Annotated in this window: 13 protein-coding genes; 9 read left to right on the plus strand and 4 right to left on the minus strand. The window is 41.3% G+C overall.

All coding sequences use genetic code 11. The annotated features are described in order from the left end of the window. The first annotated feature begins 64 nt into the window (after nucleotides 1-64). Nucleotides 65-1,111: an XAC2610-related protein gene (locus tag JMX13_RS02920; RefSeq protein ID WP_201609460.1), complete on the plus strand. Its 1,047-nt coding sequence runs from the start codon at nucleotides 65-67 to the stop codon at nucleotides 1,109-1,111. 72 nt (nucleotides 1,112-1,183) lie between these two features. Here JMX13_RS02920 and gorA read toward each other — a convergent pair whose 3' ends face one another. The 3 genes from gorA to JMX13_RS02935 form a co-directional block, all read right to left on the minus strand. Beyond that, nucleotides 1,184-2,539 carry a glutathione-disulfide reductase gene (gorA, locus tag JMX13_RS02925; protein WP_201609461.1) on the minus strand — a complete coding sequence of 452 codons (1,356 nt, stop codon included), beginning with the start codon at nucleotides 2,537-2,539 and terminating at the stop codon, nucleotides 1,184-1,186. Nucleotides 2,540-2,750: 211 nt separating this feature from the next. Next, nucleotides 2,751-3,203: a threonine/serine exporter family protein gene (locus JMX13_RS02930; protein WP_011280954.1), complete on the minus strand. Its 453-nt coding sequence runs from the start codon at nucleotides 3,201-3,203 to the stop codon at nucleotides 2,751-2,753. A 1-nt stretch (nucleotide 3,204) separates the two neighbouring features. Then, a complete protein-coding gene (locus tag JMX13_RS02935) occupies nucleotides 3,205-4,014 on the minus strand; it encodes a threonine/serine ThrE exporter family protein (RefSeq protein ID WP_201609462.1) in 810 nt (269 codons plus the stop codon). 163 nt (nucleotides 4,015-4,177) lie between these two features. Between JMX13_RS02935 and JMX13_RS02940 the strand changes: the two genes are divergently transcribed. The 5 genes from JMX13_RS02940 to JMX13_RS02960 all read left to right on the plus strand — a co-directional run bounded on the left by JMX13_RS02940 (nucleotide 4,178) and on the right by JMX13_RS02960 (nucleotide 7,276). Further along, nucleotides 4,178-4,459 (plus strand): DUF503 domain-containing protein, encoded by a 282-nt coding sequence (locus JMX13_RS02940; protein WP_201609463.1) that lies wholly within the window; start codon nucleotides 4,178-4,180, stop codon nucleotides 4,457-4,459. A gap of 326 nt (nucleotides 4,460-4,785) precedes the next feature. Beyond that, nucleotides 4,786-5,643: a M48 family metallopeptidase gene (locus JMX13_RS02945; RefSeq protein ID WP_144296618.1), complete on the plus strand. Its 858-nt coding sequence runs from the start codon at nucleotides 4,786-4,788 to the stop codon at nucleotides 5,641-5,643. A gap of 133 nt (nucleotides 5,644-5,776) precedes the next feature. Further along, nucleotides 5,777-5,974, plus strand: coding sequence for a DUF503 family protein (locus tag JMX13_RS02950; RefSeq protein WP_227686194.1), 198 nt, complete (start codon nucleotides 5,777-5,779; stop codon nucleotides 5,972-5,974). Nucleotides 5,975-6,062: 88 nt separating this feature from the next. Further along, on the plus strand, nucleotides 6,063-6,503 hold the full coding sequence (locus tag JMX13_RS02955; RefSeq protein WP_201609464.1) for a hypothetical protein: 441 nt from the start codon (nucleotides 6,063-6,065) through the stop codon (nucleotides 6,501-6,503). 260 nt (nucleotides 6,504-6,763) lie between these two features. Then, the gene (locus JMX13_RS02960; protein ID WP_201609465.1) at nucleotides 6,764-7,276 is read left to right on the plus strand and encodes an SMI1/KNR4 family protein; all 513 of its coding nucleotides are present in this window, start codon (nucleotides 6,764-6,766) and stop codon (nucleotides 7,274-7,276) included. A gap of 130 nt (nucleotides 7,277-7,406) precedes the next feature. On the opposite strand, the gene uvrA is transcribed toward JMX13_RS02960, so the two are convergent. After that, nucleotides 7,407-10,313: an excinuclease ABC subunit UvrA gene (gene uvrA / locus JMX13_RS02965; RefSeq protein ID WP_201609466.1), complete on the minus strand. Its 2,907-nt coding sequence runs from the start codon at nucleotides 10,311-10,313 to the stop codon at nucleotides 7,407-7,409. A gap of 597 nt (nucleotides 10,314-10,910) precedes the next feature. Between uvrA and JMX13_RS02970 the strand changes: the two genes are divergently transcribed. The 3 genes from JMX13_RS02970 (at nucleotide 10,911) to JMX13_RS02980 (ending at nucleotide 13,917) form a co-directional block, all read left to right on the plus strand. After that, on the plus strand, nucleotides 10,911-12,275 hold the full coding sequence (locus tag JMX13_RS02970; protein WP_201609467.1) for an MFS transporter: 1,365 nt from the start codon (nucleotides 10,911-10,913) through the stop codon (nucleotides 12,273-12,275). Nucleotides 12,276-12,471: 196 nt separating this feature from the next. Continuing rightward, nucleotides 12,472-13,146 carry a single-stranded DNA-binding protein gene (gene ssb / locus JMX13_RS02975; RefSeq protein ID WP_201609468.1) on the plus strand — a complete coding sequence of 225 codons (675 nt, stop codon included), beginning with the start codon at nucleotides 12,472-12,474 and terminating at the stop codon, nucleotides 13,144-13,146. Nucleotides 13,147-13,590: 444 nt separating this feature from the next. Next, nucleotides 13,591-13,917 (plus strand): H-NS family nucleoid-associated regulatory protein, encoded by a 327-nt coding sequence (locus JMX13_RS02980; protein ID WP_227686191.1) that lies wholly within the window; start codon nucleotides 13,591-13,593, stop codon nucleotides 13,915-13,917. Nucleotides 13,918-13,971 lie beyond the last annotated feature (54 nt).

Here is a 13,971-nt window from a genome sequence, read left to right on the forward strand (position 1 = left end):
ATAATTGATACTAAAGCTGGTATAAATTGGTGTTTTTTATTTTTTTAAGCGACTAAGGATTTATATGGATATTTATTCTTTCTTTAAAAAGACAGGCAAGCAGGCAGTCTCATTTTTGGGTTTATTCGTTTTACCTTTTCTAGCCTATCCAGCGCTAGCGCAAACCTATCAGATACAAGACTTTTCTGACGATTACTACGCCATTATTAAATCAACAAATGATGCAGATAGTGAAACTAATAGCATTGTGGAAATAAGAGACGCCAAGACTAAGAAAATATTGATCAGTCAGCCTGCTGATATCGATATTGACTATGAGCTTGATAACAGTGAAGCGCATCAGCTAGGCAACAAAATCAGCGCCAATATCGTCAGCCTGCCTTATGGAGAGAGTAGTGTACTGATTTATGACGACTTTAATTTTGATAATAAGTTCGATTTAGCGATCAAAGACGGGCGTAACGGCTGTTATGGCGGCCCTTCTTATCAGGTTTATCTCAAGCAAGGTAGGACTTTCGTGCATAGCGAAGGTTTTACTGAACTGGCACAAGGTAATTGCGGATTTTTTGATATTGATGAAGATGCGCAAACTTTACATACCATGACTAAGAGTGGCGCGGCATGGCATCAATATTCAGAGTATAAAGTCATCAATAATAAACCAGTAGCGGTGCGTATCGTAGAGGAAGAATATAACTACAAAGGCTTAATCTCTATCCTTGAGAAAACAAGAGTCAATGGCAAGATGGTCGAAAACCAATATCAACAGCTGGCTATGTATGAAGAAGGCGATGATTCATCGCGCTACGTTTATGGATTCGATCTAGATAATGGCAAAAAAATGATACTCGATAGCTATGATGAGGATCATCTCTATTATGCCTTTGCTGATAAAGACGGTAAAATTGAGTTGTATTATGATGGACAGTTCATATATGACGCTAAGCAAAAAACCTTGAGCTTCACCAATAAGCCTGTGGTTTATGAAATAAATAATAAAGGTATTACGGTCAAAAATTCTAATAAGACCGTTCTTTTAAAAGCAAAAGTTGGTAGTGTGGGTGGAAATTTAAACAATCTTGCACGATTTAAGAATGTGAAAGTTAGATAAAAAGCATTCAAAATAAGAAAGGCTACCTTGTTAAAGGTAGCCTTTTTACTAATATCATCTAGTTTATAAAGGCTAGCGCATCGTCACAAATTCTTCCGAGCCTGTCGGATGAATAGCAACCGTATTATCAAAGTCCGCTTTCGTCGCGCCCATTTTTATCGCTACCGCAAAGCCTTGAATCATCTCATCGACGCCATAGCCAATACCATGCAAGCCAATCACTTTTTCATCCTCACCTAAGCAGACTAATTTCATCACGCATTTTTGACGGTGCTGAGTGACGGCGCTATACATAGAGGTAAAGGTCGATTTATAACATTTGATATTTTCTTTACCATATTGCTCAACCGCATCGATTTCAGACAAGCCAATCGTGCCGATAGCAGGGTGGGTAAAGATAACCGTTGGTATCAAATCATAACTTAGATGTTCATTAGTCTTATCGTTAAACAAGCGCTCAGATAGGCGACGACCTGCGGCGATAGCCACCGGCGTCAAATCAATGCTGTTTTCGATAATATCGCCGACCGCATAAATCCCTTTAACATTGGTATTTTGAAACTTATCGACTTTAATTTTGCCAAACTCGGTCGTCTCTACCCCTGTCACTTGCAAATTGATATTGTCGGTGGAGGGCGCACGACCAACGGCCCAAATCAAGCAATCTACCGTATCGAGGGTACCATCTTTGGTGCATAAGGTCAGACTACCATCTTCATTTTTATTGACCTCAGTTAGCGTCGTATTAGTGTGCAATTGAATGCCGTCTTGCTCCATCTCTATCAGTAAGGTTTCCACGATAGTGTGGTCAAATGAGCGCAGCGGCGAGTGTTGACGCACATAAAGATGTACCTCAGCGCCTAAGCTATTCATTACCCCTGCAATTTCAACGGCGATATATCCTGCGCCGACGATAGCCACGCGTTTTGGCAGATGATTCAAAGCAAAAAAACCATCAGAATTGATGCCGTATTCTGCGCCTTTGATATCGGGTTGAATCGGGTGACCGCCCGTCGCAATCAAAATATGGTCAGCGGTAATGAGTTCGCCATTGACCTCTACCGTATTGGTATCGACAAATTTGGCAAAGCCTTTTATCACCTCAACGCCATTTTTCGCCAAATTATTATCATAAGAGCGGTGAATATTTTCGATATATTGTTGGCGACTTTGTACCAGCTTTTGAAAGTCAAAGCCTTTTAATTCAACATCAAAGCCATAATCTGGCGCATACTTTTCGATGGCTTCAGCCACTTGCGCGCCGTACCACATCACCTTTTTGGGTACGCAGCCCCAGTTTACGCAAGTGCCGCCCAATTTGTCGGCTTCGATAATGGCGCATTTTTTGCCATAGCTCGCTGCTCGATTGATCGAGGCAATGCCGCCGCTACCGCCGCCAATGGAAATATAGTCATAATGTTTGGTCATGGTTAAGTCTCTTTATTCAGTACGTATTAATGCGTATTGGTGCAATTTTGCAGTCTATTATTTTTTAATTCTGTTATTTTGAACTCTATTGTAATGGGTATGATAATTAATCTTACAAGGTTTTGCTTATAAGGGTATGCCAGCTAGCATCAGTATATAAAAGTATTTAGGCATAAATAGCCTGACATCTCATAAGCCCATCTACACCCGCCTAAACTATGGCACGCCGCCTATAAAATAACAGTCCGGGAATGGATAAGCCTAGCACCAATCCCGAGGTCACAAACAAGGCCTCAAACAAATACACCATCATTTGGCTAAATAATTCGTCGGAAAAACCAAAATAACCAATCTGCACCATACTGACCATCGCCTTATAAGCAGCGATACCTGGCATCATACAGATGACGCTCGGTGAAATTAACGCTTTGGGCGGCAGAGTATATTTTTTAGAAAAGTAGACACCCAAAAAGCTGGCAAGCATCGCCCCAAAAAAGCTAGCAACCACCAGATGGATGTGCTGATAAACAAGCGCTGTTTTTAACCCAAATCCAAACGCAGTCATCAGCAAGCACGGCAAAATATAGCGTTTGGGCACGCTAAACATCAGCGTCCAACCAAGGGTAATAATGCACGACAACACCACGGTTTTAATGAACCACATCTTAAAACCCCCAGTGCTGTATTCTAAGTAAAACCAGCGCCATGACGATACCGACGCAAGCGGACAAGGTCAACATATAGGTAAAAACGGCACGCCCAACCCCAATATTGACATAGCCTTTTAGGATATCTGAGAAAGAATTAATCAAAGGAAAGCTTGGTACCAGTAGCAGCACGCTCGAGGCAACGGCGATATCGGCATTATTACCAATATCAAAATAATAGGTCGTCGCCCCAATTAAAGAGGCGATAAAAGCCGTCACAATGACCGTGATAAAGGGATTGAAATGGTGCTTGGCCAGATAAATACGGGTGAACATCGCCACCATACCTGCGATAAAGGTCACGCCAGTAATTGACCAACTGCCACCGTTTAGATAAGCAAACGCAGCACAAGACGCCCCAACAAATATGCCAACCAACCATGTGGGATACACCGACTTATTATCTAACTCATCAAACGCAAGGGTAGTGCGTTCAGTTAGCTCAGGCTTCAGCTTGTCATTATCATTATCTGTGAGGGCTTCGGTTTTATTGACAATTTGCTGGATTTGTACCAATAAATTGACATTGATGCTCTGATTGATTGTGTCTCTGGTGGTGGTGATACAGCGCTCATCGCAGATAGTGGTCAAGGTAATGGCATTAAAATTCAGCGAACATTCTACGCTGTTCATCCCCAAGGCAAGTCCTAAGCGTTTGGATAAGTCCACCACCACGGCAGACTCAGCGCCATATTGCATAAGGAGTAATCCGCAGCGCACGCATAATCGAGTAATGTGCTGTTGCTGTACGTAGCTGATAGAGGTCATTGATTAGATACGCATATTGGCTATTGTGATATTTGTGAATGGTATAACTATAAACAGTGTGAGCGGTTATAGGCTATCGAGACAGCAAGGTAACGATAGCATAACTTGCCGTGCTTATTTGCTACTATTATAAAGCGTAAACCACTGTCGCAAGGAGAATAAAATGCATATCGTTATCTTAACCCTGACTTTCGCGTTACCTGGCTGTAGCTCACTCAAAGAAAAACGTCAACGGATGGGCGGCTTACATGCACGCTTTGGCAATACCCCAAGCGTTGCTGTCTGTGAGAGCGGCGAGCGTGATCGGCATGATGTCAGTGAATGGACGTTTGTGATCGTTGGGCTATCTAAACGTGAGGTGGAGTCGCAATGCAGTCAAATCGAGGAAAAGATAGAACGGACGGTAGATGCGCGGGTGATGAATGTTGAGAGGGAGTTTGTTTAGGTAAAACTTATCTCAACAGTCTAACTAAGCAGTTGCTATGATTAAAAGAATACAGTTGGATGCTTCGAATATAGCTTAAGTAGACATTACGACTTTCGAAAAACTAACTATAGTTTAACTCACTGATAGACATTTGTTTTTTGTCATGATAATCTCTTTCAGTAATTTAGAAACATTACTTACAGCTCAGTTACATGCATAGCTATATATTACTATTAATTAAGGTCGTACAAGATATGAGGATAGATAATGAATTCCTCAACTTGCACTTTATGGACTTTAATTTAGTTATTTCATTTGCCTGTATTTTCCAATTAGGACGTTTAATGAAAACTGTTAATAAAATAAAAAGTGCTTTAGTTTTGACTACTATTACAACTTTAGTAGGTTGTACCACTGTAGCTGATATGGCAGGGTACGATACTGCTACGTTAAATACTAATGCGGCTAAAAGTTACTCTCAAGTGGTTTCTAAAGCCAATGGTCAAGGCGCAGTAGATAATACTTCTGCCACTGCTATTCGAGTTAAAAATGTCTTCAATCGTATGAAGCCTTATGCCGTTCGTGCTAATACAACAGGTGTTCCTTTTGACTGGCAAGTTACCGTTATACGTTCACCTGAATTAAACGCTTGGGCAATGCCTGGCGGTAAAATGGCTTTTTACACCGGTATTGTAGAAAAGTTGAAGTTAACAGATGCAGAGATTGCTGCGATCATGGGACACGAAATGACCCATGCATTATCTGAGCACAGTAAAAAAGATGCTGGGCAAAAAATTCTGACCGGCTTAGCGCTTCAATTAGGTGGTGCTGCGATACAGGAAAAAACAGGGTTAAATGCTGAGGCAATGAGCTTGATTAGTGACTACGGCCTTGATAAGCCATTTTCTCGTAGTCAAGAATCACAAGCCGATGCGGGTGGTTTACGTTTGATGGCGCAGGCAGGCTACAATCCGGAAGCTGCAATTGCAGTATGGCAAAAAATGGAGGCCGCCAATGGTCGTAGCAATGCGATAGTTACTTTGATGTCTACGCATCCAAACTCTGGACAGCGTATCGCTAAAATTCAGGCCCTATTACCTGAAGTTATGCCAGTCTATCAAGCGGCGGCTAAAGCACCTGCTAAGGCAACTACTGGAGTAACTACTAACGCCACTACTACTAGAACTATTAAACGTAAATAACTCAGTAAGTATTCAAAAAAGTAAATGTTACCACAAAAGGTAAGTCAAACGACTTATCTTTTTTTTGCAAAAGGATATGTACAAGTGGCTGATTTGATGGCTATCTTATGTCTTAAGGGCTAGGTGTGGCAAGCTGTACTCATTTGGCAATACGCCAAGCGTCGCGGTCTGTGAGAGCGGTGAGCGTGATCGGCATGATGCCAGTGAATGGACGTTTGTCATCGTTGGGCTCTCTAAACGTGAGGTCGAGTCGCAGTGCAGCCAAATAGAAGAAAAAATAGAACGGACGGTAGATGCGCGGGTGATGAATGTTGAGAGGGAGTTTGTTTAATCAAAGCGACTTTATTATATTTTCTATTGTCGTAAGTTATAGGTTGGGTGTGGTCTGATTCTTCTTAGGGTGTTTGACGGAATATTTAATGAAAGTTCTAACTTTAATAAAAATTACTCTAGGTGTATCTATTGGTTTTATGCTTTTGGCGTTAACTCAAGAAGCATACTGTACCGCCGAAGGTTGTATGCATTCAATGATTGCTTTTATTTTTGGCCTATTTGGAATGTTTATTGGGGGTAATGAGACGCTTGCTTGGTTTGCTAATCCGTTATTAATTTCGGCATGGTTATTTATTAAGCACCGTAAAGCGTCTTTGTTATTAAGCTTATTATCTACTTTAATTGCAGTGTCATTCTTAATGTTTGATAAGGTAGTTATCAATGAGGCAGGACATAGCAGTATAATTACAAGGTATGTTGCAGGATATTGGCTGTGGATAGGTAGTCATGCTGTCATGGTATTGGGCAATGTACTACTCATGATTAATGAACATTACTATTTGGAAACAGAAACGAAAAATGATTAAAGTTTAGCGCACTCCTTGCTAGTAGTGTCTGCGATATTTTATATCGCTCTATAAGTTATAATTGATCATTTATCTTACGTTATAATGTTGGGGGTAGCAAGCTCTGCCCAACCTACAGTGAATCGAAAGTTAACTATAATTAAGATAATGTAGGTTGGTGTCGATGTGTGAGAACTAATCTGAACGTGTTGGATTTTAGATATCTTGGCTGACCTAGAATAAGTAATTTTAAATTTTAAAATAACCAAGAGATATAAATTATGGAACAAGTAATTAAAGAAATAGATGCTCTTCTAGAAGAAAAAATCCCAAAATTTAAAAATACTTTCTATCCACCAGCGACAGATTCTGAGTTTGAAAGTATGGAAAATTTTGTAGAATCTAAACTACCTGATGAGTTCAAAATACTCTATAAATGGCATAATGGTCAAATTAGCTCCCCCTATATTCCTTTCCATGTTGAAACGCACGAGCTACTTATGCCAATATTAGAAATAATGGATTGGTATGAGGAGCTAAGTAGTCAGCTAGAAGACGGAGATATTAACGATGAAGTATGGAAGAAAAGTTGGGTACCGTTTACTGATGATGGTACTGGTAACTCTACTTGCATCGATATATCAAAGGATAACTTTGGTCAGATAATACATCAAGACCATGAAGGTGATGAGACTCGTGTTGTTTTTGAGTCATTAACAGAATGGTTGAAAGATTTATTAGATAAGATGAAAGTTTTTGATTATTCAACATGGACTTATCTTGATAGATTATAAAGCTTGAATACTGAGCGATATGGTGTACCGTTCAAAGCACTATTTATTTTAAGGTCAAAATCCAAATCTAAAAAAGGCTATTCTTATAAAAATAACCTTTTTTTATTCATCAATAATTAACTAATTTCTATTAACTCACTTCTTTCATCGCTTGCTTAAGCATCGGTTTTAAGAACTCACCCGTATATGAGCCTTTGACTTCAGCTACTTCTTCAGGCGTGCCTTCGGCGATAATCATGCCGCCCCCTTTACCACCTTCAGGGCCAAGGTCAATCACCCAATCCGCCGTTTTGATAACGTCAAGATTGTGCTCGATGACCACGATGGTATTACCTTTATCGCGTAGGGTATGCAAGATATTGAGCAGCTTATCGATATCATGGAAATGCAAACCAGTGGTTGGCTCATCCAAGATATAGAGCGTCTGTCCGGTATCCCGTTTGGCAAGCTCACGCGCCAATTTCACACGTTGCGCTTCACCGCCCGATAGCGTTGGTGCAGACTGACCCAGACGGATATAACTCAGACCAACATCCATCAAGGCTTGTAGGCGACGATAAATGGCTGGAATGGCTGAGAAGAACTCAGTCGCATCTTCAACGGTCATATCGAGCACGTCGGCGATATTTTTACCTTTATAGTGAATCTCTAAGGTCTCGCGGTTATAGCGCTTGCCTTCACAGGTATCACACGGCACATACATGTCAGGTAAGAAATGCATCTCAACTTTGATAAGACCATCACCTTGGCACATCTCACAGCGTCCGCCTTTGACGTTAAAGCTAAAGCGACCGGCTTTATAACCACGGGCACGCGCTTCTTGCGTTTGTGCAAACATCTCACGTACTGGCGTAAATACGCCTGTATATGTCGCTGGGTTTGAGCGCGGTGTACGACCAATCGGGCTTTGATCGATATCAACCATTTTATCCAAATGCTCAAGACCAGTGATGCTGTCATGCTTATCCGCGATGAGCGTTGAGGCATTATTTAATTGCGTTGCGGCTAATGGCATCAAAGTACGGTTGATGAGGGTAGATTTACCAGAACCCGAAACACCCGTGATGCAAGTCATAATCCCTATTGGCAAGGTCAAATCAACATCGTGTAAGTTGTTGCCGGATGCGCCTTTGAGCTCAATAGTCATTGGAACTTGTTTCGGCTTGGCTTTTCCTTTAACTTCCATATCGATAGTTTTGGCTTTATGACGAATGCTTGGAATCTCGATTTTCTTCTTACCAGACATATATTGTCCAGTCAGCGATTCTTTATTGGCCATGATGTCATCGACCGTACCCTGAGCGATAATATGACCGCCATGGACGCCTGCACCGATACCGATATCGATAACGTGATCCGCTTGGCGAATGGCATCTTCATCATGCTCAACGACCAATACGGTATTGCCCAAATCACGCAAGCGCGTTAGGGTTTTTAGCAAGCGATCATTATCGCGTTGATGCAGACCAATTGACGGCTCATCGAGCACATACATCACACCCATCAGACCTGCGCCAATTTGGCTGGCAAGACGAATACGCTGCGCTTCACCACCCGATAGCGTTTCAGCAGAGCGGGCAAGGGATAGATAATCAAGCCCAACGCTAACTAAGAAATTTAGACGCTCATTAATCTCTTTAAAGATTTTTTCTGCAACTTCACCTTTATGACCGCCAATTTTTAGCGTCTTATAATAGTCAGCAGCGTCACCGATAGACAGCTTAACGATTTGGGCGATGGTTTGATCATCGACGCGCACGTTGCGTGAAATCTCATTGAGACGCGCGCCATCACAGACGTTACAAGTGGTATCGGCCAAATATTTTGCCAACTCGTCACGCACAAGGTTACTTTGGGTTTTGGCATAACGGCGCTCTAAATAAGGCAGCACACCTTCAAAGGGCACAGTCTTATTGGTTTTACGACCGCGCTCATCAGTAAAGTTAAACGTCAGCTTCTCTTTACCTGAGCCCTGCATGATGATATCTTGCTGCGCTTTTGGCAGCTCTTGCCACGGTGCGTCCATATCGATTTTAAAATGATTGCAAACGGTAGAGAGCAGACCAAAGTAATACGCATGGCGCTTATCCCAACCATTAATTGCCCCTTGATTGAGCGATTTTTCGTGATGGGTAATCAGCTTTTCGGCTGAGAAATACTGACGTTTACCGAGACCATCACAGCTTGGGCAGGCACCATAAGGATTGTTAAAACTAAACATACGCGGCTCAAGCTCAGAGACTGCGCGATCACAAACTGGGCAAGAATGCTTAGCTGACATGACTTGGTTTTCATCACCGCCTTCTTTTGGGTTGCCATCCATAAAGTGTAGCGTTACCAGCCCTTGACCTAAGCGCAGAGCAGTTTCTAAACTTTCAGCAACACGGTTGCCCAAATCATCACGGACTTTAAAGCGGTCGACCACGACTTCGATGGTATGTTTTTTCTTTTTATCGAGCGTTGGTAGTTCATCAGTATCATAAACATCCCCGTCAACGCGTACGCGCACAAAGCCTTGACCAATTAATTGTTCAAGCAAAACCGTATGCTCGCCTTTACGCTCACGAATCACTGGCGCCAGAATCATAATTTTGGTATCAGCTGGCAATGCCATGACTTGATCGACCATTTCGGTCACCGACTGCGCGACCATCGGCTCGCCATGCTCTGGGCAAAAGGGCGTACCAATGCGCGCATAGAGCAGACGCAAATAGTCATAAATTTCGGTAATTGTACCGACCGTTGAGCGTGGGTTATGGTTGGTTGATTTTTGCTCGATAGCAATTGCTGGCGACAAGCCCTCGATACTATCTACGTCGGGCTTCTCCATTTGAGATAAGAACTGGCGCGCATACGCGGACAAGCTCTCGACATAGCGACGTTGCCCTTCAGCATAAAGGGTATCAAATGCCAATGACGATTTACCAGAGCCTGATAAACCCGTAATCACCACAAATTTATCTCGTGGAATGTCTAAATCGATATTTTTTAGATTATGAGTGCGTGCGCCGCGAACCTTAATATACTCGTGTGCCATCGGTGATAGATTTCCTATTTGATAAAATGATATATAAAAAAATTTTTAAAATTTAAAGACTAAATAAAGTTGAGTTAAATGCTTAATTAAAAGCAATGATGAATCAAAAATATAGATTTTTTAAAATTACTATTCAAATTAATATGGCTTTATAAAAATGTGTGGTTTTCACAAAGCGATAGTAATGATTGTCTCTTTTATATTATGCCTTTAGTACTTGAAATGGATAAAGGTAAGCTAAATAAAGGGTAACTAGTATGAGAAGTTTATTATAGATTTAGTCAATAAATATCGGTTTATCAAAATATTTCTCATACAATATTTTTGGACGATAACATTTCCGACGTCTTACTTTATTGTCATGATAGACGCATTATTCAAGGTGCGATGACGTACGAGATGCACTTAGTAACAAAATTATCGCGTAAAATGAATGGCTTAAGTGAGCGCCCGCTATGATACTGAAGTAGGGTGGCAAAAGTCTCGGCAAGCAAACGGCTAATGTCTTATACTAGTGAGCTTGATTTTTTAGCCAATACCTTTATAGAGCGGTAATGATAAAAAGCATAGCGGTAGTGATTAACCAGTGAGGCAAGTATGAATAGCGTAGAAAAACGGGCAATCCTTGGGGTCGGTGGCATATTTGCCTTGCGGATGATCGGCTTGTTTATGATTGTGCCAGTATTTTCTGTGTATGGTGATAATTATGCGCATGCAACGCCGTTTCTCATTGGTTTGGCAGTTGGTATTTACGGGCTAGGGCAGGCGATATTTCAGATTCCGATGAGTTTGGCGGCGGATAAATTTCCGCGTAAACCGATTATATTCTTAGGTCTGATATTATTTGCTCTCGGCGGTATCATCGCAGCCAATGCCACCGATATTTATGAAGTTATTATTGGTCGGGCGCTAGCAGGTAGTGGCGCGGTTTCTGCGGTATTGATGGCGTTACTTGCTGATGTGACTCGGGAAGAAATGCGTACCAAAGCGATGGCAACGATGGGCTTAACCATTGCGACCTCCATCATGCTCGCGTTTGCCTTTGGTCCTTTATTAGTGGGCTCGCTGGGTATTTCTGGGCTGTTTTGGTTGACCGCAGGCTTTGCCGTTTTGGCGATGTTGTTATTATTGTTTGTGCCAACACCGCTACGGGTACTCAAGCACAATTTGGATAATAAATCGATTGGTCAGCAGTTGGCAGAGGTTCTAAAAATTGGTGATTTAAACCGCTTACATATTGGTATTTTTGCTCTGCATTTGACCATGACGGCTATCTTTGTCATTTTACCGCATCAGCTTAATGAGGTGATGGGATTGTCGGTACGTCAGCAAGGTCTGGTATATCTGCCTTTATTGTTTATCGGTTTTGCCGTTGCCTTACCCTTTATTATCATTGCCGAAAAGAAACGCAAAATGCGCCAAGTATTCTTGGGTGCTATTGCTTTGATGACTGTTGCCTTGGCATTATTAGCGCTTGGTAGTCAGGTCGGTGTTGGTATTATATTAGGCTTATTGCTCTACTTTATGGGCTTTAACTTACTTGAGGCGACGATTCCTTCCTGGATATCTAAGCGTGCGCCAGTCGCTAATAAAGCCACTGCGATGGGCTTGAATTCATCGAGCCAGTTCTTTGGCGCTTTTGTTGGAGGCGCGATGGGTGGTTTATTGTTAACACAATCAAATATATTGGCTTGGGGTATCCTAGCGGTGATTATGGGAGTTTCGTTACTGCTGATTATTCCGATTGCGGACCCACCTTATTTATCGAGCACCACTGTCACTATCCCTAAAGATATCAATATACAAGACTGGTCACGGCAGATGCTGGAGGTAGATGGCGTCGATGAGCTAGTGGTCATAGCAAAAGAGCAAGTGGCGTATTTAAAATTGGATAAGACACAGCTTACAGATTTGTCACGACAAGAGCTGTCGCATTTAGCGCAAAGCCCTTTGGATATTTAGGTTATATAGTAATTGAAACCTGAGTATTGGCAGCGACGAAGCTGCGCGACATTCAACGTCGTATGTAAGATTTCTAAGGTAGATATTTAAACAAAAATTGGTTAAAGTAAATTCATATTACTGATATTATTAATCAGTTTCATTTAATAGTTATTAAAATATTCATAAAACGATTTGTCAATAAAAGGACGATACTATGCGCGGAGTTAATAAAGTTATCATCATCGGTAACCTTGGAGCAGACCCCGAGGCACGCCAATTCAGTAATGGCGGTAGCGTGACCAACATTTCGGTTGCGACTTCAGAGCAGTGGACTGATAAGCAAAGCGGTGAAAAAAGAGAAGCAACGGAATGGCATCGCATTTCATTGTTTAATCGTCTAGGCGAAATCGCGGCGCAATATTTGCGTAAAGGCAGCAAAGTCTATATTGAAGGCAGTTTGCGTACGCGTAAATATCAAGATCCCAATGGTCAAGACCGTTATATCACCGAGATTCGTGCGGAGCAAATGCAAATGCTCGATGGCGCGACCGGCGGTAGTGGCGATGCTGGTGGTTTTGGTGGTCAAAGCTCAAATCAGGGTCAAGGCGGTTATGGCAATCAGGGTGGTGGTGGCTATAGCGATCAAAACCAAGGTGGTCAGGGTAATTATGGTCAACCAGCCAATAATCAGCAAAGTGGCTATAACCAAGGCGGCGCTCCAGCTTTGCAAGGCATGTTACAAGGCAACAATCAAAACAGTAACCAAAACAGCTTCAACAATCAAAATCCGTCAGCGCAAAACCAATTTAATAAACCAGCTCAAGCACCAGCACAGTCTAAACCGACAGCGATGCCAGATGGTCCTGTAGATGATGATATTCCTTTTTAGGATGTACCTTAGACGTTAATGTAAAGTATATGTTCTAGAAAGCCCGCCAATAGCGGGCTTTCTCTTATCTATAGGATTAAATTAGATAGGGTCTATGTAAATAGACCCTTTTTTATGCTGCTGATCTTTGACTTATTTAAATAGTGATAAAGAGAAATACTTAAGATTTATAAAGTAATAATATTTGAATAATATAGTTTTATGATAAAGGCTCATATAAAGTTAACTATCATTTAAAACCGCTATAATTTAATAACATTTATGATTATTATCTTATTATCTTATTATCTTATTATCTTATTATCTTATTATCAATGAATACCAATCAATACTTGTGATGGATTATATTTTTGTTTATATTACTGTTACTTACGATTTTTATTATTCATTAGTCATTAGTCGTCAGGCTATGTGATTTATAACCTTGATATAAAAGTGGAGATTATGATGAGCAAAAACAATGTCATTGATTTAAATGATCTAAACGTTGATGAGCTACGCGCTATTACCGAAAATGCCCAACAACTTATTGCGCAAAAACAACACCAGCGTTTATACGACGCTTATATGCAGTTTGAAAAAATCGCTGAAGAAAGCGATGCTAGCATTGAAGAGGTTCTACAAGCGGGTGAGAAACTTGAGAAAAAACGTAGCATTAAATATCGCAATACGGATAATAATGAAGAAACGTGGACCGGTCGCGGACGTAAACCAACATGGTTAGTAGATGCACTAGCAGCAGGTCGTAAATTGGAAGATTTTGCTATTTAGTCATTAAAAATCTCTTGTTAAGCTCTCATGCTATTTAGCTTTAACGCGTCATTA

It is taken from the genome of Psychrobacter immobilis (assembly GCF_904846285.1).
Classification (GTDB): domain Bacteria; phylum Pseudomonadota; class Gammaproteobacteria; order Pseudomonadales; family Moraxellaceae; genus Psychrobacter; species Psychrobacter immobilis_D.